Annotated in this window: 25 protein-coding genes and 2 riboswitches; of the genes, 7 read left to right on the top strand and 18 right to left on the bottom strand. The window is 45.5% G+C overall.

Annotated elements, in window-relative coordinates; genetic code table 11:
• Positions 1-77: 77 nt before the first annotated feature.
• The 10 genes from ACZ5Q7_RS06845 to ACZ5Q7_RS06800 form a co-directional block, all read right to left on the bottom strand.
• On the bottom strand, positions 78-1,412 hold the full coding sequence (locus ACZ5Q7_RS06845; RefSeq protein WP_343750744.1) for an NCS2 family permease: 1,335 nt from the start codon (positions 1,410-1,412) through the stop codon (positions 78-80).
• 277 nt (positions 1,413-1,689) lie between these two features.
• Positions 1,690-1,792, bottom strand: a riboswitch (purine riboswitch).
• A gap of 76 nt (positions 1,793-1,868) precedes the next feature.
• Positions 1,869-3,404 carry a glutamine-hydrolyzing GMP synthase gene (gene guaA, locus ACZ5Q7_RS06840; protein ID WP_343750746.1) on the bottom strand — a complete coding sequence of 512 codons (1,536 nt, stop codon included), beginning with the start codon at positions 3,402-3,404 and terminating at the stop codon, positions 1,869-1,871.
• Positions 3,405-3,615: 211 nt separating this feature from the next.
• On the bottom strand, positions 3,616-5,787 hold the full coding sequence (locus tag ACZ5Q7_RS06835; RefSeq protein WP_343750748.1) for a transglutaminase TgpA family protein: 2,172 nt from the start codon (positions 5,785-5,787) through the stop codon (positions 3,616-3,618).
• Positions 5,784-7,052, bottom strand: coding sequence for a DUF58 domain-containing protein (locus ACZ5Q7_RS06830; RefSeq protein WP_343750749.1), 1,269 nt, complete (start codon positions 7,050-7,052; stop codon positions 5,784-5,786). The genes ACZ5Q7_RS06835 and ACZ5Q7_RS06830 overlap by 4 nt, the downstream gene beginning before the upstream one ends.
• Positions 7,049-8,011 (bottom strand): AAA family ATPase, encoded by a 963-nt coding sequence (locus ACZ5Q7_RS06825; protein ID WP_343750750.1) that lies wholly within the window; start codon positions 8,009-8,011, stop codon positions 7,049-7,051. The genes ACZ5Q7_RS06830 and ACZ5Q7_RS06825 overlap by 4 nt, the downstream gene beginning before the upstream one ends.
• Positions 8,012-8,104: 93 nt before the next feature.
• The gene (locus tag ACZ5Q7_RS06820; protein ID WP_425542325.1) at positions 8,105-9,604 is read right to left on the bottom strand and encodes an amidase; all 1,500 of its coding nucleotides are present in this window, start codon (positions 9,602-9,604) and stop codon (positions 8,105-8,107) included.
• Between the two features lie 87 nt (positions 9,605-9,691).
• Entirely contained in the window at positions 9,692-9,844 is a 153-nt protein-coding gene (locus ACZ5Q7_RS06815; protein ID WP_343750751.1) for a hypothetical protein, read from the bottom strand.
• A gap of 11 nt (positions 9,845-9,855) precedes the next feature.
• Complete coding sequence (locus ACZ5Q7_RS06810; RefSeq protein WP_343750753.1) at positions 9,856-11,025, bottom strand: Ger(x)C family spore germination protein; 1,170 nt, start codon at positions 11,023-11,025, stop codon at positions 9,856-9,858.
• Positions 11,022-12,125 (bottom strand): GerAB/ArcD/ProY family transporter, encoded by a 1,104-nt coding sequence (locus ACZ5Q7_RS06805; RefSeq protein WP_343750755.1) that lies wholly within the window; start codon positions 12,123-12,125, stop codon positions 11,022-11,024. Before ACZ5Q7_RS06805 ends, ACZ5Q7_RS06810 begins: the two co-directional genes overlap by 4 nt.
• The gene (locus ACZ5Q7_RS06800) at positions 12,125-13,678 is read right to left on the bottom strand and encodes a spore germination protein (RefSeq protein WP_343750756.1); all 1,554 of its coding nucleotides are present in this window, start codon (positions 13,676-13,678) and stop codon (positions 12,125-12,127) included. The genes ACZ5Q7_RS06805 and ACZ5Q7_RS06800 overlap by 1 nt, the downstream gene beginning before the upstream one ends.
• Before the next feature lie 122 nt (positions 13,679-13,800).
• Here ACZ5Q7_RS06800 and ACZ5Q7_RS06795 point away from each other — a divergent pair, with 122 nt between their 5' ends.
• Positions 13,801-14,286 (top strand): hypothetical protein, encoded by a 486-nt coding sequence (locus ACZ5Q7_RS06795; RefSeq protein ID WP_343750757.1) that lies wholly within the window; start codon positions 13,801-13,803, stop codon positions 14,284-14,286.
• A 416-nt stretch (positions 14,287-14,702) separates the two neighbouring features.
• Here ACZ5Q7_RS06795 and ACZ5Q7_RS06790 read toward each other — a convergent pair whose 3' ends face one another.
• The 8 genes from ACZ5Q7_RS06790 to ACZ5Q7_RS06755 form a co-directional block, all read right to left on the bottom strand.
• Positions 14,703-15,179, bottom strand: coding sequence for a thioesterase family protein (locus tag ACZ5Q7_RS06790; RefSeq protein ID WP_343750760.1), 477 nt, complete (start codon positions 15,177-15,179; stop codon positions 14,703-14,705).
• Between the two features lie 27 nt (positions 15,180-15,206).
• Complete coding sequence (locus ACZ5Q7_RS06785; protein WP_343750761.1) at positions 15,207-16,187, bottom strand: 3-hydroxyacyl-CoA dehydrogenase NAD-binding domain-containing protein; 981 nt, start codon at positions 16,185-16,187, stop codon at positions 15,207-15,209.
• Between the two features lies 1 nt (position 16,188).
• Entirely contained in the window at positions 16,189-17,082 is an 894-nt protein-coding gene (locus ACZ5Q7_RS06780) for a beta-keto acid cleavage family enzyme (protein WP_343750762.1), read from the bottom strand.
• Positions 17,075-17,620 (bottom strand): GbsR/MarR family transcriptional regulator, encoded by a 546-nt coding sequence (locus ACZ5Q7_RS06775; protein ID WP_425542327.1) that lies wholly within the window; start codon positions 17,618-17,620, stop codon positions 17,075-17,077. The genes ACZ5Q7_RS06780 and ACZ5Q7_RS06775 overlap by 8 nt, the downstream gene beginning before the upstream one ends.
• A 162-nt stretch (positions 17,621-17,782) precedes the next feature.
• The gene (locus ACZ5Q7_RS06770) at positions 17,783-18,427 is read right to left on the bottom strand and encodes an ABC transporter permease (protein WP_343750763.1); all 645 of its coding nucleotides are present in this window, start codon (positions 18,425-18,427) and stop codon (positions 17,783-17,785) included.
• Between the two features lies 1 nt (position 18,428).
• Positions 18,429-19,313: an osmoprotectant ABC transporter substrate-binding protein gene (locus ACZ5Q7_RS06765; protein ID WP_425542328.1), complete on the bottom strand. Its 885-nt coding sequence runs from the start codon at positions 19,311-19,313 to the stop codon at positions 18,429-18,431.
• 71 nt (positions 19,314-19,384) lie between these two features.
• A complete protein-coding gene (locus tag ACZ5Q7_RS06760; RefSeq protein WP_343750765.1) occupies positions 19,385-20,029 on the bottom strand; it encodes an ABC transporter permease in 645 nt (214 codons plus the stop codon).
• Between the two features lie 13 nt (positions 20,030-20,042).
• On the bottom strand, positions 20,043-21,197 hold the full coding sequence (locus tag ACZ5Q7_RS06755) for a betaine/proline/choline family ABC transporter ATP-binding protein (RefSeq protein WP_343750766.1): 1,155 nt from the start codon (positions 21,195-21,197) through the stop codon (positions 20,043-20,045).
• Between the two features lie 347 nt (positions 21,198-21,544).
• On the opposite strand from ACZ5Q7_RS06755, the gene ACZ5Q7_RS06750 reads away from it, so the two are divergent.
• The 6 genes from ACZ5Q7_RS06750 (at position 21,545) to dapA (ending at position 26,762) form a co-directional block, all read left to right on the top strand.
• Positions 21,545-22,201, top strand: a complete 657-nt coding sequence (locus ACZ5Q7_RS06750) for a hypothetical protein (RefSeq protein WP_343750767.1) — start codon at positions 21,545-21,547, stop codon at positions 22,199-22,201.
• Entirely contained in the window at positions 22,186-22,923 is a 738-nt protein-coding gene (locus ACZ5Q7_RS06745) for a cytochrome c biogenesis CcdA family protein (RefSeq protein ID WP_343750770.1), read from the top strand. Before ACZ5Q7_RS06750 ends, ACZ5Q7_RS06745 begins: the two co-directional genes overlap by 16 nt.
• Positions 22,924-22,939: 16 nt before the next feature.
• The gene (locus ACZ5Q7_RS06740) at positions 22,940-23,521 is read left to right on the top strand and encodes a TlpA family protein disulfide reductase (RefSeq protein WP_343750771.1); all 582 of its coding nucleotides are present in this window, start codon (positions 22,940-22,942) and stop codon (positions 23,519-23,521) included.
• A 40-nt stretch (positions 23,522-23,561) separates the two neighbouring features.
• Positions 23,562-24,245, top strand: coding sequence for a response regulator transcription factor (locus ACZ5Q7_RS06735; protein WP_343750772.1), 684 nt, complete (start codon positions 23,562-23,564; stop codon positions 24,243-24,245).
• Positions 24,238-25,326, top strand: a complete 1,089-nt coding sequence (locus ACZ5Q7_RS06730) for a sensor histidine kinase (protein WP_343750773.1) — start codon at positions 24,238-24,240, stop codon at positions 25,324-25,326. Before ACZ5Q7_RS06735 ends, ACZ5Q7_RS06730 begins: the two co-directional genes overlap by 8 nt.
• A 252-nt stretch (positions 25,327-25,578) precedes the next feature.
• Positions 25,579-25,761, top strand: a riboswitch (Lysine riboswitch).
• Between the two features lie 116 nt (positions 25,762-25,877).
• Positions 25,878-26,762, top strand: a complete 885-nt coding sequence (gene dapA / locus ACZ5Q7_RS06725) for a 4-hydroxy-tetrahydrodipicolinate synthase (RefSeq protein ID WP_343750774.1) — start codon at positions 25,878-25,880, stop codon at positions 26,760-26,762.
• Positions 26,763-26,778 lie beyond the last annotated feature (16 nt).

Here is a 26,778-nt window from a genome sequence, read left to right as displayed (position 1 = left end):
ATAGCAATTCAAACATGTCTTGACTATCGGAAAAAGACGCGGAACCAATTCATGATAGTCCCGCGCCTTTTCTATTATTAACTCAAAAATATAAAGTAAAAAATAAAGATAATAAACAATCCATACATGACCGGATTAATTTCCTTGCGGCGTCCTTTCAAAAGCATCGTGATCGGATAAAAAACAAATCCAATCGCTATACCTGTGGCGATGCTGTACGCGAGGGGCATCGAAACAATCGTCAAAAACGACGGAACCGCGATTTCAAACTGATCCCAGGCGATGTCTTTGAGGGAAGCAGACATGAGCACCCCGACAATGATCAATGCCGGTGCTGTCACTTGCGGTGTGACAACACTTAATAACGGTGAGAAAAACAGTGCAAGAAGAAAGAATCCTGCCGTTACAATGGAAGCAAACCCTGTCCGGCCGCCCGCACCAACGCCGGCCGTGGATTCAATATACGATGTTGTTGTCGATGTTCCGATAACCGCACCAGCAACAGTCGCAGCCGAATCGGCAAACAATGCTTTTCCGGCACGCGGAAGCTTATTATTCCTCATCAGACCCGCCTGTGTGGCAACCGCAACAAGCGTACCGGCCGTATCAAAGAAATCAACAAACAAAAACGTTAAAATGACGACAAGCATATTAAGCGTAAAAATATCATCGAAATGCGAAATCGCCTGTCCAAATGTCGGCGCTACACTTGGAACATCACCGACAATCCCGCTAAGACCCGAGGGCGGATCAATCAAGCCCGTGACCATACCAACGACCGTTGTGATAATCATGCCGTAAAAAATACCGCCTTTTATATTCAGGCTCAGTAAAATGACCGACATAACGATACCGAAGACTGCGAGAAGGACGGTCGGCGAGGTCAGGTTCCCAAGGGCTACCAACGTGTCCTCATCACCGACAATAATGCCGGCATTTTGAAAGCCGATAAAAGCAATATAAAGACCTATTCCAGCACCAACAGCCATTTTCAAATTGGATGGTATAGCATTGATCACTTTTTGTCTGAGGCCGGTCAGTGTCAACACAATAAATATTAATCCGGATGCCAACACACCGGCCAAAGCGGTTTCCCAAGGTATTCCGTAGCCCAAGATAACCGTATAGGCAAAAAACGCATTCAATCCCATTCCGGGCGCCAGAGCGATTGGATATTTTGCAAAGACCCCCATGATCAGTGTCCCGAGTGCAGCAGCTATAGCTGTCGCCGTAAACACTGCCCCTTGGTCAATCCGTGTCATCCCTTCCGGCAGTTCGTCGACACTGACGAGAGCCAATGTGGAAGGGTTAACGAATAAAATATACGCCATCGCTAAAAATGTGGTCATGCCAGCCATAAATTCCTGCCTGTAATTCGTATTCAGTTCGTTAAAGCGAAAATACTTCCTCAAAGGTTCTCCCCCCAGCTTTTCTGTTTATTCCTATATAGCATTTCTTAATGTTCAGCCAAAAGACGTGACCTCGTGGGCGTTTTCTGCCTCCACTCTCTCCTTCGTGGCCGATGTCCTCAGGGTTACGTCACGTTTATAAAATAAACATCCGAACAAACAGACATGCCATTTATTCACGTATAAACATCAAATAAAAAAACACTCCTGCCCTGGGACAAGAGTGGCTGAAAAAGCAATACAAGCGTTAGTCATTAGAAACATCATCATTTCAACCAGCCTCATAATGACATGCTTGCGTAGTCGGATCATTTACGGTGATCCGGTAGAAACGCTCTGGGCCATATCCCCGAAGTTATACGCCATGTTTTATTTACGAGGCGAGTTTACGTGAAAAAAGAGAAAACGTCAATATAAATTGCGAACTTTTATTTATCTATTCGTCTCAACATTCGTATTTTACTCCCATTCAATGGTTGACGGCGGCTTACTGGTGACATCATACACAACGCGGTTGATTTGTTCAACATCATTGACGAGCCTTGTGGAAATCTTCTCCAATATCTCCCATGGAATACGCGCCCAGTCCGATGTCATGCCGTCGACCGACGTCACGGCCCGAATGCCGATGGTATAATCGTAGGTGCGCACGTCCCCCATAACGCCGACACTGCGGATATCCGGAAGAACAGTGAAATATTGCCAGATGTCGCGTTCCAACCCGGCTGCGGCAATTTCTTCACGAAGAATGGCATCCGATTCACGAACAATCTCGAGTTTTTCCCTGGTGACTTCGCCCAAAACACGAATACCAAGTCCCGGACCGGGGAACGGCTGCCGCCAAACGATCGTTTCCGGCAATCCCAGCTGCAGACCAAGCTCACGGACTTCATCTTTGAACAGGGTATTCAACGGTTCAATCAGATCAAATTGCATATGTTCCGGCAATCCCCCGACATTATGATGGGATTTAATCGTCTGCGCTGTTTCCGTGCCGCTTTCAATCACATCGGTATACAGCGTTCCCTGTGCCAGAAAATCAATGTCGGTCAGTTTATCCGCTTCGTCGTCGAAAACATAAATAAATTCGTTGCCGATAATTTTTCGCTTCTGTTCCGGGTCCGTAACATTTTCCAGCTTGGACAGGAACCGATCAGCAGCATCGATCTTAATAAAATTCATATCAAAGTCGTCTGAAAAGGTTGTTGTCACGTCCTCAGCCTCATTTTTGCGCAGGAGACCATGATCAACAAAGATACATGTCAACTGATTGCCGATCGCTTTATGAATAAGCGCAGCAACAACGGATGAGTCCACCCCACCACTCAAGGCGCACAGTACATTCCGGTCTCCCACTTGATGGCGGATTTCCTCGACCTTCATGTCAATAAAATTGTCGATGGTCCAATCACCGATGCATCCGCAAACATTGTACACAAATTGGCGCAGCAACGTATCGCCGTGGTCGGTATGGTGCACCTCCGGGTGAAACTGCACCCCATACAGCCGATGGTCTTGATCACTCATCGCCGCAATCGGTGTGGACGGACTGGTGGCATCGATCCGAAATGATCGCGGTGCTTCCAACACTTTATCGCCATGACTCATCCAAACAGTCTGCGTCGTTGGTGTGTTTTGAAACAACGTCGGCTCACTCTGCAGATTGATCTCCGCCTTTCCATACTCCCGGTTAGCCGCTTTAGACACATCACCGCCGAAATGCGATGCCATCAGCTGCATTCCATAGCATATACCTAACACCGGAATACCCAATTCAAAAATATCCGGGTCACAACGGAAACTCTGTTCATCATACACACTGTGCGGACCACCCGATAAAATAATACCACTCGGATTCATCTCCTTAATGGCATCAGCGCTTATCCGGTGTGAATGTAACTCACTATATACACCATGCTCTCTGATTCGTCTTGTAATCAGTTGATTATACTGGCTACCGAAATCCAGCACGACAACTTTTTCATTGTGTTCCATGTCATTTCGCTCCATTCTATGGCAATTACCATCTGCGTTTTAGCTTTTCCTGTTTTTCTTAATCGTTTTGTCAAAGCATAGTCCGTCTTCAGCATCAAGGCAGGGGCCGATGCTTTCGCAAAAATGTCAGCTTATATTATCGAGGATATATGATGCTTATCGTTTATTATCGTCATAACGAACAATATTTTACTAAGCAATCAATGGGACGTCAAGAAAGTATCTGATCCATCAACTGTTTCCACCACTGCAACCAGTCATTCGTTTCCCGCATATACAGCTCATTATTGTACAGCACTCGTTCATAATATAGGGTCAATGGTTTCATAGCCTCCATATTATAGTGTTTGTCAACTTGTTCAGCAAATTCCCTTAGTGTCTGCCCCGGATATTTCGGCATGCCATAATGGGCCAATGCCTTCAGTAGATAATGATACGCGTCCTGGAATGCTTTTGCATCGTTTTTCCGCTGCAGTTTCCGGAATACGTATGCCGTCATCCATCGAAAACGCCAGCGGTAGGCAAGCCATGCAGCAACTGCTATCAAAAGGATACCGGCCAGTATATACCACCCGTTCCGGATCCACCCTGTTGCACTTTCGGCGTTTTGCGACGTTTCCGGTTCCGTTTCCTCTTCCGGTTGCTGTTCCTGGTCTTCGTTATCCGGTGCATTCAGCTCATCATCCTCTGTCGCCCCATCGTCGTTATGAAAATCTGCCAGATTGGAAAAACCTTGTGTCGGTTCAAACGGCACCCATCCTGATCCCGGAAAGTAGACTTCCACCCAAGAGTGGGCGTTAGCGTTCGTCACTTCATACACATCGTCGTCATTTGGCTTATCACCGGATTGAATAATCTTCCCGCTTGTAAAACCTTTCACCCATCGGGCGGGAATATCCAGCGAACGGAGCATAACAGTCATGGACGTGGAGTAATTGTCACAGTACCCTTCCTTTGAATGAAACAGAAATTGATCAACATAATCCTGATCTTCATCCGGAACCGGCACATTTTGTATTTGGTACGTAAAACCATTTCGGCCAAAATAGGTTTCAAGCGATTTGGCCTTGTCATAGCGATTATCATCCTGGGCCGTTATCTCCGCAGCAAGTTCCCCAACCCTGTCCGGCAATGACGAGGGCAGCTGTGTATAACGTGCCTGCACACGTTCCGTAAGGCCGCTGTCATTGTCACTCACGTCCCTGAGCTTATCCACCGAAAAGGACGGCGCCTCATACGTCACGGTATATTGGCTGAGACCAACCGCTTTTCCGTTACGTTCCGGCCTTATTTCATCAAATGTGTTATCCAACAGCCATTTTGTCGGTTGCGCTGTTTCCACGTTGTCGATTCCATAGGGGTAAACAAGTTTTTGCATCGCTTCCTGTTTTTGAAAATCCACCGTGGTCATTCGTTGCTCCGTCTTCACGGAATCCTGAAACGTGTCCAATGAAATGTTTCCATTCGGTTGTGGCTCAAAGCTTGCGTTATCCGATTTTTTCCAACCCTTCCCGGTATAAATATCTTTTGTTTCGACCCGCCAGTAATGATCATTCATCGCTGTTGCATGAAAGATTGGTGTGTCATCCTGTACGAAACCGCCACCAAGCCTGGTATCATCGCTTCCATAGCCAATTTTCCGAACGGTGGAGCCGGAACCAGGACCATTTTCGGCAACATTTTGGATGAATGGAACCGGATCCGGCCATTGCGGGGAAAACTTTGGTGCCGCATAGCCGATCAATGTGGACAATGCAATAACAGCGACCAATGGAACGGTCCAAAACAATGCTTTCTTTAACCACGCAAATCGGATGGATTCCTGATCAACCACCTTATACAAATGGGACATTCCCAACGCGGCAAAGGATACGATAAAGGTACGAACAATGGCCATGTTCGCATTATACGCCGTAAATGTATCCAGCACACTCAAGTACACAAACGTCAGCATAATGAAAATGAAAATGCGCTTCATGACAATAAACCAATAATAAAGCAGATAGCTCAACATCCAGATCATGATGAGAAACAGCACACTTCGGAACATTGGTGTCAACTCATGCCATTGCCCGGAAAACAACACATTGACATTAAAACTGATCTGTGTTGCCAACGCCGTCATCCACTGACTGCCCAGAAATGGTCCCGGCAAATACAGGGCATCCAGTATCACAAGCATACCAATTCCTTTTAACGGAATGGAGAGCCACCAAGTCACATGAAGCATGGATAAAAGAAAACAAAAAAGTGTGTATAAGATAAATACAGTCAGATTGGTTACGTCACCAATCTCCCGCACCGGGTAGAGCCATTCCAAAAACAGAAGAAAAGCACATATATACAATAATGAGGTGAACAGAAAAGGAACTTTTGTGTTCAAGTCATCATCACCTCAATCGTTTTTTGACTTAGTTCGTTTTCGGTCTGTACATTAACGGTCACGCCTTCCAAACGAAGCTGCCGGATAATCATCTGTACATCGTGTGTTAGCCAAGAAGATCCTTGAATCAAAACAACCGCTATTTTTTTCATGCGTCGACCGGTTTGCCGTATCATTTCCGGAAATGATGAATCCATATGAGTTGTCACCAGAATCATGACAGCACTCGAGGGCAACTGCATGATTTCTTCACGCAATCTCACCGGAGACGAAACGTTCCCACCCGGATGAAGCCTCGTCAAATACCGATTGATCCAATCCTGGTTCAATGGGTCCTGAGTCAATGGAAAATATGCCGCTTGTTCGCCCACAGACAAAAAGCCTGCTTGCGATGTTTGTTTACGTATCACACCGAGCAAGGACAACGTCAGCTCCACAGCCGCCTCAAACGCCAGTTCATTCATGCCCTGGTAGCGACAGGCATCCAACACAATCACTGTGTCCGTCCGTTTTTCCTGTTCAAATTCCTTGGTAATCAACGTATTCTTTTTCGCTGTCTGCTTCCAGTCAATCCAGGAAAACTTGTCTCCCGGCGTGTACTCGCGAATGCCTGCTGCCACATTGGTATTTTTCGCACTCATGGCCTGGGACGGGACCGCTTCCTGTTCAACGCGGGTGGTGTTTTCCGGAATTCGGACAGGGCGCTCATTCGGAAATGCCGTTAACCGATCCGCTGTTTGAAATACATGCTCTTTCGTCACCATTCCAAACATATCCCCGGTCCGGATCCGAATTGACGTCAGTTTATGTTCCCCGCGCGGAACCTGCTCGATCACATAGGGAAGTTTAATGGTACGCCGGAACCCGGGGAAAATGATCTTTTTAATGGTGCGATTCACATGCCGCTTATCCGGTCTGTCCAGATCAGAATAACGCTCTGGGGCACCACCCACCTCCTGCAATGTATCGGGAAAAACCTCTTCAAAAATACAATAATATAGTGGAAAAGGAGTGGAACGCTTGATCCGGATGGTCACAGAAACTCGGTCACCGGCACGGATAACACGACGGGAGAGTTCCCGCGTTACCTTCCACTTTTGTATCGGATATAATAGTAGGCCAAGATGATATAAAAAAATAGGCAAAAAACCAAAAAAGAGAAACCAGCTGACAAAGCCACCTTGAAACATGGCAAACGAAAAAAGAAGCAAAAACAAAATAATGGCAAACGCTAGCTTTCCCACGAATTGGATTATTGCTTTCATGAATGAAATTCCTTCCGTATCGGCACCTGTGTATTTTTAATCACCATTTCAATGACCTGATGGCTTGAAAGACCGTCATACTTAGCTTCACCGGTTAAAATAATCCGGTGGGCCAGAACGAACGGCGCAAGGTATTTGACATCATCCGGCAGCACATAATCACGCCCCTGAATATAGGCATAGGCCTTCGCAGCCTTCATAAGAGCAATGGATCCACGAGGGCTGGCACCGAGATAAATAGATGCATCATCGCGGGTAGCGGTTACTAGTTTAATAATATAAAACTGTACATTCTCATCCATATATATATGGTTTACCTCGTCCTGGATAGCTAACAATTCTTCCTGATTCATAACAGCTGACAGATAGTCGATTGGGTGGTCTTTGGACGTCAAACCAAGCATTTGCATCTCTTGTTCAGCTGATGGATAACCCAATCGCATTTTTAAAATAAACCGGTCAAGTTGGGCTTCGGGCAACGGGTAGGTGCCTTCATACTCAATCGGGTTTTGGGTTGCCATAACGAAGAACGGTTCCTTGAGCGAAAACGTGGTACCATCAACCGTTACATTCTTTTCTTCCATGGCTTCCAGAAGGGCGGATTGTGTCTTGGGTGAGGTGCGATTGATTTCATCGGCTAGAACCACGTTCCCGAGTATTGGTCCGGCCCGAAACTCAAATTCCATTTCTTTCGGATTATAAATGGAAACACCGGTTACATCGGTTGGCAGTAAGTCAGGTGTGAACTGAATCCGTCTGAAATCACAACCCAATGATTTGGCAAGGGCTCTGACAAGCATGGTCTTACCAACACCCGGCACGTCTTCCAGCAAAACGTGTCCCTTGGCCAACAGAGCAACCAGGCTCAGCACCGCTTCTTTTTGTTTCCCGACGATGACATTATTTATATTGGTTAACACGCGTTCGATTTTTTCATTATAAACAGCAGTATCCTGCATGAGCCAAAACTCCTTCCCCATCTTTAGCACGTATACACTTTTTATCATACTAAAAATGGCCTATAAAGTAAAAGCGAATTCTCACCAGTCGGCTCATGTACTTGTCATCATTGGGTTCCCTTTCTGACCTACCCAAATATCCGATTGCTCAAGCTGGAAGGCTAGTTGCAACAGTTTATTTTCGTCACCTTTGGACGCCATAACCTGGACACCAAGGGGCAGCTGTTCTTCCGACAGATGAACCGGAACCGACATAGCCGGCTGGCCGGTCAAATTAGCCAATTGCGAGAACGGTGTGTACGTCAGGCTTGGAAGAAAGATGTCCCAAATCAACTGTTGCTGATCGTTTCCCTCTGCTTCGTTCATTTTTCGGCGCCATTCTTCCTGTTCTGCCGGCGAATGCGACAGTTCGCCTATTTTCGGTGCTGTGTACGCTGTGGCAGGCGTTATATACAAATCATAGGTCCGATGCAGTGCTTCCATGGATGCCGCTGCCGTGTCCCATGATTTCAAACTGTCGGAAAAGGCTGCAGCTGACACAGATTTTCCGGCCTCATGCATTAACCACGTTTCGATTTCCATATCGTCAGCAGTGAGTGTTCGTCCCATGGCGTATTCCAGCCGCTGGGTTACGGATGAAATTTCCCCGCTGTTCATAGTATAGTAATCTTGCATTAACCGAATACCATCCACGCCATTATCTGTTTCTTCCACAATATGCCCTTGCTGCTCCAGCCATCCGACCGTTTTTTCCACCGCTTTTCGTGCGTCTCTGGAAACCGGTGTGTCAACCGGCGACGTCATTGTATAGGCAATCCGAAGCGGCTGCTTAAACGGGGCTGCTATCGCTTCTTGGTACGAACCGGAAAACAAAGGGGTCTGAAATGCCGCTTCCGGCTGGACAACCTGTGACACATCCAGCAATGCAGCACTGTCCCGCACATTCCGGCTGAGTGCAAAATCAATCGACGCCCCCTGCCATTGCCGTCCTGCACCAGGGCCAACAGGTGTACGTCCGCGTGTCGGCTTCAACCCGAACAGGCCGGTAAATGAGGCCGGGATGCGAATCGAGCCCCCACCGTCACTTGCACCGGCAGCCGGAACGACACCAGCAGCAACGGCCGCCGCAGCCCCGCCACTGGAACCACCGGGGGAATGCGTCGTATCCCAAGGATTTCTTGATGGACCATGCAACTCTGGTTCGGTCGTATTTTTCAGACCAAATTCCGGTGTGTTCGTATGCCCCATCATGAGCAGACCTGATTCCCGGAGTCGCCGGACGTAATGGGAATCCGTTTTACTGACTGTTTTTTTCAACAATCGGGATGACGATGTAATTTGTTCTCCGGCCAATGACTGGGACAAATTTTTCAATAAAAACGGTACTCCGCTAAAAGGCTGTCCATTCGTTATGTCATCCGCTTCAGCCATCACCCGATCTTTCCGGTCATGGACGACCGCATTTAAAGACGGATTCACTTGTTCCAACCGTGTGAAAGCCGCTTCCAACAGCTCACAAGGACGAATCTCCTTCATGTTCACCAACTCAGCCATATCTCTTGCTTGCAAACGTGCGTACGTCTCGAACTTCAACGATACTCCTCCACTTCTTTATCAGATGATCCCATTGTATCACGTGTTAGAGCCAGTTCCGACGACGTGCATGAATGATTGCCTTATCTATTCGTCCTGGTTGTCTTTCTTCCAGGGCGGATCGCCGTAGTGATGAAGTTTTTGGTTCACTTTATAGATCGTATACGGGATGATAAAAACAAGAAACGCATTTAAAAACACCCACATGTCCGGAATGTGTTCAAGCACCGCATGCCACATGGCCACACCTCCTATTTTTTCGACTGATCCGTAACCCCCGTAGTTTTAATGGTGATATCCGATGCAACATCGATGTCCGCTTCAGAAAAATAATTTTGTCCGCGATCCCAGTCCTTCTTTACTGTTTGCCACACGTCATAATGGTATTTATGCAATTTCCGGCCCACTCCCAAAATGTCAGCCTTCCATTCGTTCTGAGCTTTTTTTATAGTTGTTTTCATGAGCTTCTCCATCTTCTTTTCGGCTTTCTTTCCCATCGTTTGGAGTCTTTTTTCGTTTTGTAAACTTTGGCTGGCAAATGTTTCGGCTACCCTCGACTCGACATCTGTTTGGATCGACGCTTTAATAGCCGATTGTGCTTGGCTTCTGACTTTCATTGAACTAGTCACTTCCATAAGTTCCAATGTAACGGGACTATCGTCCATCTTTATTTTTATCGTGCCGCTGTGGGCCTGGCCGGTCAATAAATTATAGCCTTTTGTCGCCTTCACATTCATAACGCCGGTCATACGATTGTTATACCCATGGAAAACCCCCGCCCCTTGATACGTCATGTCATTTCCCTGTTTCGTGATTTTCGGAACAAGAAAGCTTTCTTTCTTCAGCAAATATTCATGCAACCCCCCAACCCGTAGTGGTCTGATATTGCCTAAATACTTGAAATGATTATTCATGACCGATTCTATATGATTGACTGGCAGCTTTGCATTCTTAGCATCAATATTAAATATCCCCGCTGCATTTCCCTCCGTAATGGCCACTTTAACGCCTCGACGCATTTCATGATCCCGAATAAACAAATCCAGCACGCTTTCAAACATGTCTGTTTTGGCCAACTCACTGGAAAGGGAAATCAGCTTCATATTCGGTAAATACGGCGAACGGCTCGTCATAGCTCCCATTTCCCGTTCGATCGCAAGCAGACTTTTGCCGGTGGCTGCGACATTCGCATGAGCCGGCTGTCCGCCTGATGAGCCCTGACTGGGCGCTCCGATTCCGGATGGAACGACAAATTGATTCGTAAGCTTCACCTTTTTGCTTTGTGCGCTGTCTTCCGGCAAATCCAATGCTGCACCAACAACAAAGCCGCGATCCTCTATCTCCACCCGGTCCCAGCACCCGGTAAGCAACAGAATCATCAACAGACCCATGAGCACATAGCAATACGTTTGACGGTTCATTGTTTTTTCCCTCTTTTCCATTTCCGTGCTATAAAGAACAACGCCACTATAAGAATCACAACGGTAAACCCATACATACTGATAAACGTCCCAAGTGCATCAACGTCCTCATTATTTTTTGGGATCATACCAGCCATGTATATAAACGGGGAACATATAAAAATAAGCTGCATTTTACTAATTTTTGTGAACAGTTGATTCATGGCAAAAACAGCCATATCCAAAAACATGATGGTTGTATTAAAAATAGTCATGATCCAAATGACAAAGAAGACCGTTTCAAACCGTTCAAAGAACCCCCCGGGAATCTCCACATCTTTAGCCAGCTCAACCGTCGGGTATTGCAAATTGCCTGCTGTCAGATTGCCAAATGCTCCAATGCTCATGACAGCAATCACCATATATAGCGTCACTGCTATAGACATACCAATGGCGGCTTTTTTCGGAACGTTACGAGGTTTCTTCACCAATGATGTGTAAAATAGCAGAGGGGCGAATCCCATAAAAGAAAACGTGCTGCCAATGAATGCAGGCCATTGATTGCCGGCGCCGGTCGTCAAAACGGGAAACAGATTGTCAGGGTCAAACAGTCCAGACGTGAACAGTACCAAAGTTAAAATAATCAGAACAATAAACGGAAAAAACATCATATGCAACCGAAATAGCCCAGCCCTTGACCCGGAAACCGCGTATATAACAACCAATAAAAAGGTAAGAGCGATGACACCAAACGGCGTCCGGGTGAACAAATATTGCTCGGCAACGTCAGCGATGACTCGCGTTTCATAGGCGGTGGTCAACAGTCCATAAACCGCAAACAACATCGTAAACATGCTGGCTGCGGGCTTCGGGATGAGTGATGACGCATACGAATAAAAATTTTCGTGTGGAAATTGGACAGCAAGTTTCGCTACCAGCCACGTCAAAGCTATCACGAACAGCCCTGCGACCCCCAACGCGATCACCCCGTCCATGCCATTGGTCGGTGAAGTAAGTGTCCTTGGGAGCGAAAGAACACTAACGCCGATAACAACGGATGGGGTGGCAATCATTATTTCCTTATCACTGATTTGATCATCCGCATACTCAAACGTTTTCATCAGCTTTTCTCCTTATTCCTCGATTTTTTATCAACCGTCTGCATATAAGCCGGCCGTCTTGTCCGCATTGTAACCGGCGTCCGCAGTACAAGGTCTTTCCAATCGTGGAAAAAGCTTGGTGCAAAGGGACTTGAATAAGGAACCCCAATGCTTTTCAGATTGACAATATGAATATTGATCATAATGTAAACGAGAATAACACCATATAACCCAAGGAACGACGCCGCAAGCATAAAACCAAACCGGATAAGACGAAACGAAATCGTCGCACTGTATGAAGGAATGGCAAATGATGCAATAGCGGTCACCGCCACCACAATAACCATAATGGGACTGACAATCCCTGCTTGAACTGCAGCATCACCAATCACCAGCCCCCCTACAATACCGATGGTCTGGCCAATGGTTTTCGGGAGGCGGGCACCTGCTTCCCGTAGCAATTCCATCGTAAAGGCCATGATGAATGCTTCAATCGCTGCCGGGAACGGAACGCCCTCACGTGTAGCTGCAATCGAAAAAGCCAATTTAGCAGGGATTAACCCCGGATTATAAGAGACTAATGCAATATACAATGACGGCAAAAACATCGCCAGGAATGCTCCCCCATAACGCAGGAAACGGAGAAACGTCCCAATGAGCCAGCGCTCATAGTAATCTTCCGGTGACTGCAGCATGTTTCCCAATGTAACCGGTGCAACCAAAACAAACGGTGTTCCGTCCAGCATAATGGCAATTTTCCCTTGTAATAACGATGTGGCTACCCGGTCTGGCCGTTCCGTATTGGCCAACTGCGGAAATGGCGATAAAAAGCTGTCCTCGATCCACTCCTCAACGTATCCGGATTCCGGTGCATCATCAAGATCGATGGTTTTCAACCGCCGATTGACCTCCTTTACAATATCCGGATGGATGACGCCTTCTATGTACGTAACAACAAGATTCTTTTTGGAACGTCGCCCGATTTGATATGTTTTAAAGCGCAAATTTGGATCGCGAATATGCCGCCGGATCAAAATCATATTTGTGCGTAAATTTTCGATAAACCCTTCCCGAGGCCCACGGATGAGAGATTCGGTTACAGGTTCTTCGATGGCACGCATCTCCCACCCTTTTAAATCAAACATTAACGCTTGATCAACACCATCCACATAAAGAATGGCGCTGCCGTATAAAAGAGCAAATGACAATTCATCAAGGGTTTTTCCTTTACTGACATCACCTATGGATACAAGATCACTTTCGATTTCATCCAGTAACGCATGGCTATTAGTCGGAAGTTCCTGTTCCTCCGCATAGTATTGCAGATTTTTCAATATATTATTGTTTATTTCTTGTTTGTCGACCAATCCATCAATATAGACAACCGCACAGCGATGATCCTGTGATCCAAGGGAAAATGGGCGGATGACCAGGTCGTTCGGTTTTTCCAGCATGATTTCCAAGGTTTCAAGGTTTTGATCCAGATTGGCCTTCAACTCAGCATCAAATTCAATCGTTGGCTCCTGCTTCGATGGCTGTTTGTCCTTTCGTTTAAATAATGATCCAAGTCCCATATGTTTCCCTCCCAACTTTAACCGCTGCCCTTCGCTTTCCCTAAATGTTGGTTATTTATACGGTATAAGACATTTGGTATAAGCCAAACTATCCGTACAACGTTTTTTAGGAGGTCGGGCATATGAAGACAGCGACAGGAAAAAAGCATGATAAACTCGAAAAGCTGCTCTGGAGTATTGCCCTTCCCGGATTTGCTCAATTACTGAACAACAACTATTTCAAAGGGTTTATTTTTATTGCGTTGGAAATTATTATTAATGTGATGGGAAATTTTAATGAGGTCATTGTCCTTAGTTTCCATGGAGACATTCAACAAGCCATTGATCATACCAATTACCAATGGCTCATGTTTTATCCGTGTCTTTATTTTTTTGCTATGTGGGATGCCTACCGTGATGCTTCAGGTGAACGTGAACCATATATCTTTGTAGTATTCGTTTCTGCTGCCTACTTTGTCACCGTGGGATTAATTTTTTCGCCTTCATTTACCATATTTGGTGTCCTTATCGGTCCGATGTGGCTGCCAATAATGTTTTTGCCTATCGGTCTTATTGTGGGCTGGATCATGCACCGGCTATTACTTAAGCGAGGTCAATCAGCGAAATAATAAAAAAGGATTCATATACTCCTCTGCATAAGAGCCCTTTTTCTATGTGATGAATCTGACCCGCCTGAATATTAAAGACGGTCTCGACGACGTTTAGCGCCCTTGATTCTCTTATGACGTCCAATAGAGACATTCTCGAGGACATTTCTCCCCTTTAACATTCTCTATGTGGCCGAGAGAAGCGGTCTCTAGGACATTTCCCCTCCTTTAACGTTCTCTATGTGGCCGAGAGAAGTGGCCTCAAGGACATTTCCTCTCCTTAAACGTTCTCGTGTGGCTGAGAGAAGTGGCCTCAAGGACATTTCCTCTCCTTAAACGTTCTCGTGTGGCTGAGAGAAAATCATAGTCATTCCAGTTGTTATCGTACTAAAAACGTTTCCCAAACCGGCATTTCGGTCGGGAAACGTTGTACATTGCTATTTTTTTCGTCTGATACCAATAACACGGCCAGCTTCTTTCGGTTTTTCCGCCGGTGTATGATTTTCCGCCAATTCTTCAACATTGGTCCATACATCGTCCGGAAAAGGAGACGGTCGTCCGCTTTCCTGGTCAATGCCCATAAGCATTTGTTCACTCGTGGCGGCACGTTTGCCGTTTTCGCCGAATAGCTCAAAAAAGACATGAGCACGTTTGGCATCATAATCAATCATTTGCAAGTGAACCTCAAACGGTTCGTCCTGTTTCATTTCATCCAGATAACATACATGGCTTTCCAATGTGTAAATGGTATACATATGTTGCTCACGAAATGCATCAGTAATACCAATGTGTTTCATGAAACGGTCAACGCCCCAACTGAAAGCACGTACATACTCGGCGTCGTTCATGTGACCGTTGTAGTCTATCCATTCGTCGGGTACGTGATGTTGGATTATCACCTTACCATCGCTCAACGCTATTTGCCCCCTTTTTAGTTGCTGTTAGGCCTTTTCATTCACGCCTGCGGATAAATTGGCACTTGGCCAGTATTTTTCCAGAAGCTGCTGCAGTTCAATTAGAAAAGCATCCCGGCGTTCTTCCAGTTTTTCCATTTCCACATCACCAGTCTGTGCTTCACAGCCGGTAACAACTTTTTCCGACAGTTCATCAGTTAATTCCGGTGCTTCGAGTTTGGTCCAAGGCAGTTTCAAGGCCGGGCCGAACTGTTCCAGCATATGACGCATGCCTTGTTTGCCGCCGCCCATATGCAACGTCATGAATGGCCCCATCAATGCCCAGCGCAGTCCAGGGCCATACACAATGGACGCGTCAATTTCCTCCGTTGTCGCCGCACCGTCATTGACGATATGCAACGATTCGCGCCAAATAGCCTCCATCAGGCGGTCAGCAATATGCCCTTCAATTTCCTGATGAACAACGAGTGGTTTCATATTCATGCTTTCATAAAACTGCCTAGCGTTTTCAACGAACGTATCATCCGTTTTCTCACCGCCAACCAGTTCAACAAGCGGCATAAGATAAACCGGATTAAACGGGTGCGCAACGATGACCCGCTCCGGATGATGCACACAATCAGCCTGCAATGTACTGGGCAGGATACCGGATGTGCTTGACGCGATAACAGCATTCTGCGGGGCATAGTGATCAATTGACGCAATCACGCTTCGTTTTAATTCTTCACGTTCGGGAACATTTTCCTGAATAAAATCAGCTTGAGCCAGAGCTTTTTGCAAATCCGGCTCGAAAATGAGATTATCCTGAGAAGCCCCGTCTGCGAGCCCCATTTTTTCCACCGAGCTCCAAGACCGTTTAACGGAATCCCGCGTACGCGCCTCCGCTTCCGGGTCCGGATCGGAGGCAATTACACGGTAACCGTTGGCCAGAAATCTGGTGATCCAACCATTGCCGATAACACCTGTACCGACAATGGTAATTTGTTTGATGGATGATGGTGCAGTCATGTTAGTCTTCCTTTCCGTGTGGATTACGCAAATTTAATTCTTCCCGGGCTTCTGCCGGTGTCATGAGATCTGATCCAAGCGTTTCAACAATGCCGGCCGCTTTATCAACCAGTTGTTCATTGGTTGCCAGCTGGCCTTTTTTCAAGTACAGGTTATCTTCCAGGCCGACACGAATGTTGCCACCTTGCAGGACGGATTCGGCGACCATCGGCATTTGCATCCGGCCAATTCCGAACGATGCCCATCTGCCGTTTTCTGGGATGCGGCTTTTCATATAAGCCAATGTCTCCGCATCAGCTGCTGCTCCCCATGGAATGCCCAAGCAAAATTGATAAAGCGGATCCTCGTCGATAAGGCCTTCCTTAATGAGCTGGTTCGCAAAACGTACATGCCCTGTGTCAAAGCATTCTAGCTCCGGTTTCACACCGCTTTCCTGGATGAGTTTAGCTTGCCGGCGCAACCAGTCCGTCGGGCCAACATACATCATATCGCCAATGTTCGTACTGCCGCAGTCGAGGGTGCACATCTCCGGCAGAAGTTCACCTACCGGCTCATGGCGTTCTTCCGGTGTCTGTATATCCGTTCCTTCGCCACCTCTGGTTGGATCGGCATCGCTTGGAATCCAGTCACCGCCGCCGCCGGACGTAATATTAATAATGACATCCGTTTCCGATTCACGAATGCGTTCCACCGTCTCGCGGAACAAGTTGACGTCGTGACTCAGTTGCCCGGTTTCCGGATCTCGCACATGAATATGAGCGATTGTGGCCCCGGCTTTCGCTGCTTTAATCGCTGAATCGGCGATTTCTTTCGGTGTCACCGGCACATCCGGATTTTTGGACGTCGTCTCTCCAGCTCCTGTCAATGCACATGAAAGCATTACTTTTTTACTCATTCGAATCTCCTCCTGCTCGCTTTTTGGGTACATAATTAAATATTTCGCCGCTCTCAAAGAAGTCGGTTACGCGGCGTATCCAATCATAATATTCCGTCCATTCATGGAGTTCCGCTAACAAGTCATTAATCGCCTGTTCGTCCTCATCCGACAATTCCGGCTGTTGCTGAAGCTCGTCCAGTTTTTTCATCAAACGCTGTTCAAAATGACGGCTCCGGCTGATGGCTTTTTGCCAAGTCGACGTAAAAATGGAAATAAACGTCTGGTAGTAATCCTCTTCAACCTGGTAAAGATCTTTGCGGACACCTTTCTTAAAGACCCGTTCAGCCACATTCATATCCATCATTTCCCGGACAACCTGACTCATCCTAGTTTTGCTCATTCCGGTTTCATCGGATAATTCATCAAGTGTCATCGGTTCCCCGTTCATATAAATAATTCCCAGAACACGACCAACACTTGTTGGTGCACCGAACGCATTCATATTATCTGTTATTTTTTCAATAAATTGCGTTCGTATGTCTTCAATTTTTTCCATGTTATCACCTGTTTCTTCCCCCATCTTCATTTATCCAATCATCTCCTAATAAATCATCATCGATCAAATTCCGAACCTGTCTACATAGAAACATATGGAATCATAAAGAGGCAAGAAAAACATAAACTGTTTACAATTTAAATTTTATAATGTTTATATCATTTACGTCTTACCAGGTTGCAATAAGCGTTCTGTCCATCCCAAAGCCACGTCCGCGATAATGGCCATCAATGCTGCCGGGATAGCTCCCGCCAATATAATAGGTGTTCCGTCCGTCGCGTTTGTCCCTGTTACGATAATGGCGCCCAGTCCACCAGCACCAATGAATGCACCGATGGCAACAATTCCAATGCCTAAGACCAGTGCTGTCCGAACGCCGGCCATAATCACACTGACCGCCAATGGCAATTCAATCATTCGCAATAATTGAAATTTGGTCATCCCGGAAGCATGCCCTGCCTCAACAACTGTTTTATCAACGCTTTTCATACCAACGTACGTATTCTGTGTGATCGGCAGGATGGAATACAGCACTAATGTCACAATAGCCGTATTGGTTCCAAGTCCCATAATAAGCATGATGACAGCCATAGCACCAAATGCCGGAATGGTCTGAATAATACTTCCAACAGCCAGCACCCAACTGCTTAATTTCGTGTATTTGGCAATGAGGATGCCTAGAGGAATAGAGATAATGGATGCAAATAGAACGCCGTATATGGCCATAAGAAAATGCCTGTAAAATTGCGTCCAAATGTAATTTCCGTTTGCACTGGCATAATTAATAAATTCCTGCAATGTCTCCATACTACTCCCCTCCTTTTCCGGTATTTCTAAAGTAATTATTCTTTTCAAGGAACTGCTTTGCAATTTTGCGTGGGTTCATGCGTTTAACATCCATTTTATAATTTAACTGCTGCATTTCTTCGGTTGAAATTTCTCCACTAAGCCGTTTTGTAATTTCGCGGATTTCAGGATATTTTTCCAAAGTCTCGTTATTAATGACCGGTGATGCATCATAAGGCGGAAAGAACCGTTTGTCATCTTTGAGAACTTTTAGATTATATTCTTTAATTCGCCCATCGGTGGAATACGCCAGTACAGCATCCATATTACCGCTGGCCGCTGCCTGATATACCAGACCGAGATTCATCGGAAAAACCTGACCGAAGTCAAAATACGTCTGTTTGAATCCGTCATAACCATCACCTTCCCGGTTGATCCAGGCATTATTGACGCCAAAATCCATATCGTCAGCGTAAGGTTCCAGATCGGATATCGTTTCAATGTTATTCTGTTTAGCGAATTCCTGTGTTACAGCAATGGAATAACTGTTTGCAAATCCATACGTTTCGGCCCACGTTTGATTAAAGCGATCATCAAATTCGCGTTTGACGGTTTTTAACGCCTTTTCCGGGTCTTTGATTGGCTCCATATCGAGAGCACCGGATATATCTGTCCCCGTATAGCGTGTGCTTGTAATATCAAGGTCACCACGTTGCATACCCTGATGCTGCACAATGGATGAACCGAGTTTGGTAACCAGATTCGTCTGAGCATCGGTCTGCCGTTCAATCATGATCGACAATATTTCTGCCATGAGTTGGGATTCTGATTGCGTCAGTGATCCGATGTTGATGGTTTCTTTTGATGTTCCGGACAGTCCGGGCAAGGAACATCCTGTTAATACCATTACGAGAATCAGAAGGATGCTCCCTTTATAAAGTGCGCGTTTCACCGTATTCACCTCCATTATTACGTTTATTATGTTGCGTTCTGGGTATCCTTCATCCCTTCAGGGGTAAGACTGCTTTCCAAAAGCGCAAGCGAACGATCCGCTATCACCGCCAATATAGTGGCTGGGATGGTTCCTGCCAGGATGAGTGATGGCTTATACAGATTCAGTCCATCAAATATAAAGTCACCAAGACCACCACCGCCGATAAATGCGGCCAGCGCTGCCCAACCAATTAAATAAACGGTTGACAGACGAATGCCGGCCATAATAACCGGGATGGACAGCGGCAGTTCCATTTTCGCGATAGCTTGCCAATGGCTCATCCCCATGCCTTTGCCTGCTTCTATTACACCTTGGTCAACATCACGTACACCAATATAAGTGTTGCGCAAAATCGGCAGAAGGGAATAAACAAATAAGGCAATAATGGCCGGAATTTTCCCAATACCTATGATCGGTATGAAAAACGCTAAAATAGCAAGACTCGGGATGGTCTGCAGAATACCGACGAGCGAAATAATGCGATCAGCGAATTTGGGAATTCTTGCAAGCGCTACGCCCAATGGTACCGCGACAATGACGCCAAGCAACATAGCTGCCAATGAAATATAAAAGTGTTCCCATGTTTTGTACATTAGGTTGCTACCGTGTTCTGCAAAAAAATCCATCATTGTTATTCACCTCCTATTGTGTTGTGGTTGCTATTTCTTCTAATTCTGTTCCATCGCCCCAAATCGTGTCATATACAATATTTGCTAATGTGGCACGGGTAACAATGCCTTCCAAATGCTGGTTTTCATCGACAACAGGGACGTATTTCACACCACGGCGCAAGATTTTATGGACGGTATCACGCAACAGGCTATCCTCGGATACGTAAAAGAGATCCGTCTCCATGACCTCTTCGACTGTATTGGCTTTTTTATAATTAAGATTAATGGCCTCAACGTCCAGAAATCCTTGTAGCGTATTGTTTGAATCAACAACAAGCAACGAATCAACATGCTTGTCACGCATCGTGGCAATAGCAGATTTCAATGTTGTACCGGTTTGGACTGTCACTGGGTACCCATCCATAATTTGACCAACCGTTGTGACATCCGGACGCCCCTGAATCAAACGCTCTTTACCAAGGAATGCTTCAACGAAATCATTTGCGGGGTTGCGGAGTATTTCTTCCGGCGTGTCCGCTTGTACGACTTCTCCGTCTTTCATGATGACGATGCGATCGCCGAGTTTTAAAGCCTCGTCCATGTCGTGCGTCACGAAAACGATGGTCTTATGCAATTCTTTTTGCAGTTTCTTAAACTCTTCCTGTAATGAATCTCGTGTAATTGGGTCAAGCGCCCCGAATGGCTCGTCCATTAGAATCAAAGGTGGGTTCGCCGCCAGTGCACGCAACACGCCAATACGCTGTTGCTGGCCTCCGCTTAATTCATGCGGATATTTATTCAAATAATCTTCGGGCATGTCAACCAGCTTCAGTAGTTCACGGGCACGGGCATTTTTTTGTTCTTTGGACCATTTCAGAAGCGTGCCGACCAGGACAATATTATCCTTGATCGTCATATGCGGCAGCAAACCAATCTGCTGGATCACATAGCCGATGGACCGACGCAGTTCAACCGCATTTTGCTCCTTAATATCTTTTCCATCCACATAAATGTTGCCTCCGGTAATATCAATTAACCGATTGACCATTTTCATGGTGGTTGTTTTGCCACATCCACTCGGTCCGATGAAGCAAACAAACTCACCCTTTTCTATATTCAAATTAAGATCTTTGACGGCCGGTGTTCCGTCTGTATATTGCTTAGTCACATTTTCAAACGATAGCAATTGTTCACACCTCCATAATGACTTTCTTTAACTCATGTTGGTTAGTATAGAAGAAACGTCACGATTCTGAAAACAAGCAAATACATTTATAAACTTTTAAAAATCCGTACATTTTTTATTTTATAATGTTTACAAGGTTTATATCGCAAAATTCCTCCAAAATGCTCGAAATACACACCTTTTCAGACATATATTACTGGTTACACCGATTGTGCTAGTTAGAAATTCGGTAATATGGTTTTTAGTTTGTTCAAATGAAAGGAAATAATTCTTTTTAAAAATATCCTCTATTTTCATCAAACGTTCACATAAGTGGTTTATAATAAAATACAAATGGAGGCAATACAATGAATGCATGGTCACTGGAAAACGTATTTTTTATTATAGCAAGCTTGGCTGGCGGTCTTTTGTTTTATTACATAGCCACCTCCGCCCGCAAATCCGGAAAAAAGAAGGAACGGGAGGAAATAGTATCAATCTTGATCAATTTTATTCTGTTTGTATGGGCAGGCAAACTATTAATGAACCTCCCTATATTTCTGTCAGATCCGCTGGCTGTTCTGGCTTACCCAAGCGCTTCACCCGCTTTTTTCACAGCTGTTATCCTAATGGTGGTGAATGTGGCATATCGGGTTAAACGCCACGCGATGGATATCCACGGATTTTTGACAGCTTTTCTGCCCGTTTTTCTAGGGGCAGCGTTTTCCTATGAATTTCTGGATATTATTTGGCATGGCAATCATTTATCCCTATGGCAGCAAGGGCTGCTGCTCATACTTATGGTTGCTTTTATGTTGCTGCGGGAAAAGCTTGCACCCGTCACTATGGCCTGTATGATCTTTGCCGGTTGGAGCGCGGGGCAATTGCTCCTATCGTTCTTTTTGCCATTCACATCGCTATTCGGGTATATGATGACAGTTTGGTTTTTGCTTCCCGTATTTATCACGAGTATCATCGTACTTATTTTTAACAGAAGGAAGGTGGCATCATGTCTGCAGACGTAACCATTTTGCTTGCAGTAGGAGCCGGGATTCTGTCGTTCCTTTCCCCGTGCACACTGCCTATTTTCCCGGCGTATCTGTCGTATATTACAGGCATGAGTGTAAAGGAATTAGAAGGTAACAAAGATATTAGGATTCGGAGCAAATTGCTTCTTCACTCTGTCTTTTTCCTATTTGGCGTTTCCCTGGTATTCATTAGTCTCGGTGTCGGTGTATCGTTTCTCGGACAATGGATTCAGGGGCTTCTGACAGGAGAGTCCGGTCTGTTTCTGCAGCGAATAGCAGGGATTTTCATCATTGTCATGGGACTGTTTGTTGCGGGATGGCTGCAAATTGGCAGTTTTATGAAGGAAAAACGTCTTCAATTCACGAAAAAACCGGTTGGCTATATCGGTACCATTTTTGTCGGCATCGGGTTTGCAGCCGGATGGACCCCATGCATCGGTCCGATTTTTTCTTCCATCTTGGTTATAGCCGCGAGTAACCCAGGACAGGGAACCATTTATACGATCATGTATGTTATCGGCTTTGCACTCCCTTTTCTCATACTGACGTTTTTCCTTGGTTCCACACGGTGGATTGTCCGGCAAAGCCAAAAGATCATGAAAGCTGGCGGCGCGGTTATGATTGTCATGGGGGTATTATTATTCACCGGACAAATGTCACGTATTTCCAGTTATCTGTTGAAGTTGGTCGAGGGGACATGGATGGGAAATTTAGGATGAACGGGAGGATTCGCTTATGAAAAAAACCATTATTATCGTCGTTTTGGCAGGCATGTTTGTGTGGGCTATTTATGATTTGGCACTCAGTTCCGATAACAAGGACACAGCTGATAACTCAGATTTTACCACAGCGGAGGAAAATGAAAACAGTGGTGACAACAGCGGTGCCGATTCGTATGGGCTTCAAATCGGGAAAAAAGCCCCTGATTTTGAACTGCAAACGTTGCAGGGAGAAAAGGTTTCCTTGACTGATTACCGAGGGCAACGGGTTCTCGTTAACTTCTGGGCATCGTGGTGCGCACCTTGCCGCGCAGAAATGCCGGATATGCAGAAATTTTATGAGAATAAAGATATTGAAATTTTAGCTGTTAACTTAACAACGGCCGAAAACAGTGAAAGCGATGTGGTGGATTTCGTCGATGAATACGGCCTCACCTTTCCGATACCGATGGATAAAAATAGCAACGTCGCCAATACGTATCAGATTAAGCCCATTCCCACATCGTATATGATTGATTCGGAAGGCCGCATTCAGTATAAACAGCTGGGACCCATGAATTATGAACAGATGGTCCAGGAGTTTGAAAAGATGAAATGATGAACACGTTGTCTTATAATGGAACATAGAGGTGTTCTGAATGAAACAAACCATTTTGGTCGTGGACGACGATTCAATGATTCGTGGATTGATACGAATGCATCTGGAAAAGCATCAATATGACGTTGTGGAAGCGCACGACGGAGAAGAAGCTCAAAAAGCCTATTGCAAATACAACCCGTGTTTAATCATACTCGATTTGATGCTGCCGACTATGAGCGGCGAAGCGTTCTGTGAATGGGTTCAAGCTCAGGAACAGACGAAACCATCCATTATTATGCTGTCGGCAAAATCTCGCGTCGATGACAAAATTTCAGGTTTAAAAATGGGAGCTGACGACTATCTCACCAAACCTTTTGAACCTGAAGAACTTGTGGCCCATGTCGAAGCTGTCTTGCGCCGAACAAGCCATCATTGCCAAGCCATGGTCCATAACGGATTGTGCATCAAGCCACGAGAAGGGGAAGTACATCTTAATAATGAACCGATCCAGCTAACGACACATGAGTTCCATTTGCTACATTTATTCATGCAGAACCCAGGCTTTGTATTCAGCCGGGAAAAACTAATCGACCAGCTCTATCCACATGCTGAACATACTGTACTAGACCGGACGGTTGATGCCCATATTAAAAAACTCCGGGAGAAAATCGAAACAGCACCCTCCCGACCGGAACATATCTTGACTGTGCGGGGAATGGGGTATAAATTTGCACGTGTTTAAACGACTTTTGTCTCTGCTGCCAAAGGGATTTTTATGGCGGCTATCCGCCCTTAACATGATGATTATCGCCGCTGCTATTCTGCTGAGCGGTTTGGCCATTTACGAGACGGCTTGTTTTTTGGCGGATGCCATGGGAAATTTCAATAGGCCGCAACAGCAACGTTTTAATGCCACTTTGCTTCAATACTTACTGATGTTCGCTCTTTTAACGTTTATTACGGGAAGCCTGCTTCATTATTATTTAACAAAAAAGCTTATCAAGCCTATTAACCATTTGATTGAAGCGACCAAACAATTAAAAAAAGGGGCGTACCCAGCCCCAGCGCCGGATACAGCTCAAGGGGAAGTCGGCGAGCTGGTAACGCACTTCAACGCACTTATCCGTCAGCTGGAGACCAACGATGAAAACCGACAAAAAATCATCTCCGACCTGTCGCATGAATTACGTACCCCTATCACCAATTTGAACGGCTATCTTCAAGCATTGCGGGACGGAGATATGCAAGGAAATTACTCGTTATATGAAGCGTTACACAAGGAAACCAAGCATCTGATGGAGTTGACGAAACAGATGGAAATGCTGAAAGAGTGGGGCGATATGTCCTCCCGCGTTTATACCGAACACAGTGACGTCGATATCGCCGAACTCGTCCACCAATGCATTACAGTGTTTCAATGGAAATTGGAACAAAAGCAAATGATCATCGATGCTCATGTAGAATCTTTCGAAGTATCTGTTCACGCAAAAGGCATACGGCAAGTTATCAACAATTTAATTGAAAATGCCATTGATTATGACCAAGGCAATGACAGCATTCGTCTGACAGGACAGATCGAACATGGCTATTATTATTTATCCATAAGCAGTCCAAGTGAACACATCCCTGCCGAGGATCATGATCGGATATTCGAACGCTTTTACAGAAGCACTGACGTACAAAACCGACAAACCAATGGCAGTGGTCTTGGATTAGCGATCGCCAAAGAAATTATCGAGCAGCATAACGGTCGGATTGGTTTAACAACTGACGAACATAACAACACATTCTGGGTCACTCTTCCCTTCTCCGAGCAAAATTGACGTATATTTCAAGGATTCGTATCCCTTTTTGAGACGTGAGAGTGAATACCAGAGACGGACAAATGCATGAAACAGCCTTATCGAATTGCCCCGCCATCAAGGGTTATCACAATGTGGAATGAGAAGGTTATATCGGCCGCCTTTCACACTGGATTCTTGAAATTTTCTAAAAAAGTGAAAAAAACCTTGTATTTGTATCTAATGTTTGCTAAGATGAATATAATTAAATAATCCCTATTTCAATGTGATTGAAGTAAGGATAGAGGGTGCAAAAACCATTAGTACACAAACAGAAGAAAATGAGATCTGTTGATGTTTGTGGAAAGGGGAATTTGCCGAAGCTGAAAGAGCTCATTCTCTTGAGGCTGGGACTGTGTTGAAGAAACACAGGACTGTCATATAGGAAATGAAACTATATGAAGGGCTATCTTACGTTTGCGGATAACAATGCTTAACTGCAACAGCGAAGCCTTTCGTTGTTGCTTTTTTATGTTCGGTTATCAAACAGTCCTTCACCATTCAACGCAAAAAATTTTAAAGGATGTGAAGAGATGTATTTCGGTCAAGTATTAACCGCTATGGTTACCCCATTCGATCAGCACGGTGACATTGATTTTAACGCAACCAGGAACCTTGTTAACCATTTAATCGCCAATGGATCAGAGGGTTTGGTTGTAGCCGGCACAACCGGTGAAAGCCCAACATTAACAACAGAAGAAAAATTGGATTTATTCTCCTTCGTTGCCAAAACAGCCAATGGAAGGGTACCTGTTTTGGCCGGTACAGGCTCTAATAACACGAAGGCTTCTATCGATTTAACGCAACAGGCGGAAAAAACAGGAATCGATGGTATTATGCTTGTAACACCTTACTATAATAAGCCTTCACAGGAAGGGCTATTTCAGCATTTCCAAGCAATTGCTCAATCAACAGTACTGCCTGTTATGCTGTATAACATCCCCGGCCGAAGTGCTGTGGGTCTTTCCGCTCAAACAACCGTCAGACTGTCCAAGGTTCCCAATATAGTTGCAGTGAAAGAGGCAAGCGGTGATTTGGATGCGGTGACCAACATCATCAGCCAAACGACAGACGACTTCACCCTGTACACTGGAGAAGACAGCTTGACGTTGCCAACGTTGGCAGTCGGTGGAGCCGGTGTGGTATCTGTTTCCTCCCATATTATCGGGAATGAGATGCAGGATATGATCACGAGCTATAAAAATGGCAATGTGCAACAAGCCGCTTCAATTCATCAAAGCATTCTCCCAATCATGAAAGCCATGTTTGCCCAGCCAAGCCCCTCACCACTCAAAGAAGCCCTCAACATGCAAGGGGTTATGGTCGGTAATGTTCGCCTGCCAATGATTCCTCTGAATGAAGAGGAGAGACGAACATTACAACAAATACTGCAGTCCCATTTACAAAAGGTCAGCTAGCAACAATCAAGCCGGT

This window comes from Lentibacillus halophilus, from assembly GCF_055395055.1.
The sequence above is the reverse complement of the archived record's forward strand: the minus strand, read 5'-3'. Positions and strand labels throughout refer to the sequence as shown.

Excerpts from the sequence above, each read along its gene's own strand:
- guaA (WP_343750746.1), bottom strand. The coding sequence starts at position 3,404 with ATGGAACACAATGAAAAAGTTGTCGTGCTGGATTTCGGTAGCCAGTAT.
- ACZ5Q7_RS06830 (WP_343750749.1), bottom strand. The coding sequence starts at position 7,052 with ATGAAAGCAATAATCCAATTCGTGGGAAAGCTAGCGTTTGCCATTATT.
- ACZ5Q7_RS06825 (WP_343750750.1), bottom strand. The coding sequence starts at position 8,011 with ATGCAGGATACTGCTGTTTATAATGAAAAAATCGAACGCGTGTTAACC.
- ACZ5Q7_RS06815 (WP_343750751.1), bottom strand. The coding sequence starts at position 9,844 with ATGTGGCATGCGGTGCTTGAACACATTCCGGACATGTGGGTGTTTTTA.
- ACZ5Q7_RS06810 (WP_343750753.1), bottom strand. The coding sequence starts at position 11,025 with ATGAACCGTCAAACGTATTGCTATGTGCTCATGGGTCTGTTGATGATT.
- ACZ5Q7_RS06805 (WP_343750755.1), bottom strand. The coding sequence starts at position 12,125 with ATGAAAACGTTTGAGTATGCGGATGATCAAATCAGTGATAAGGAAATA.
- ACZ5Q7_RS06800 (WP_343750756.1), bottom strand. The coding sequence starts at position 13,678 with ATGGGACTTGGATCATTATTTAAACGAAAGGACAAACAGCCATCGAAG.
- ACZ5Q7_RS06795 (WP_343750757.1), top strand. The coding sequence starts at position 13,801 with ATGAAGACAGCGACAGGAAAAAAGCATGATAAACTCGAAAAGCTGCTC.
- ACZ5Q7_RS06785 (WP_343750761.1), bottom strand. The coding sequence starts at position 16,187 with ATGACTGCACCATCATCCATCAAACAAATTACCATTGTCGGTACAGGT.
- ACZ5Q7_RS06780 (WP_343750762.1), bottom strand. The coding sequence starts at position 17,082 with ATGAGTAAAAAAGTAATGCTTTCATGTGCATTGACAGGAGCTGGAGAG.
- ACZ5Q7_RS06775 (WP_425542327.1), bottom strand. The coding sequence starts at position 17,620 with ATGGAAAAAATTGAAGACATACGAACGCAATTTATTGAAAAAATAACA.
- ACZ5Q7_RS06770 (WP_343750763.1), bottom strand. The coding sequence starts at position 18,427 with ATGGAGACATTGCAGGAATTTATTAATTATGCCAGTGCAAACGGAAAT.
- ACZ5Q7_RS06765 (WP_425542328.1), bottom strand. The coding sequence starts at position 19,313 with ATGGTATTAACAGGATGTTCCTTGCCCGGACTGTCCGGAACATCAAAA.
- ACZ5Q7_RS06760 (WP_343750765.1), bottom strand. The coding sequence starts at position 20,029 with ATGATGGATTTTTTTGCAGAACACGGTAGCAACCTAATGTACAAAACA.
- ACZ5Q7_RS06750 (WP_343750767.1), top strand. The coding sequence starts at position 21,545 with ATGAATGCATGGTCACTGGAAAACGTATTTTTTATTATAGCAAGCTTG.
- ACZ5Q7_RS06745 (WP_343750770.1), top strand. The coding sequence starts at position 22,186 with ATGTCTGCAGACGTAACCATTTTGCTTGCAGTAGGAGCCGGGATTCTG.
- ACZ5Q7_RS06740 (WP_343750771.1), top strand. The coding sequence starts at position 22,940 with ATGAAAAAAACCATTATTATCGTCGTTTTGGCAGGCATGTTTGTGTGG.
- ACZ5Q7_RS06735 (WP_343750772.1), top strand. The coding sequence starts at position 23,562 with ATGAAACAAACCATTTTGGTCGTGGACGACGATTCAATGATTCGTGGA.
- dapA (WP_343750774.1), top strand. The coding sequence starts at position 25,878 with ATGTATTTCGGTCAAGTATTAACCGCTATGGTTACCCCATTCGATCAG.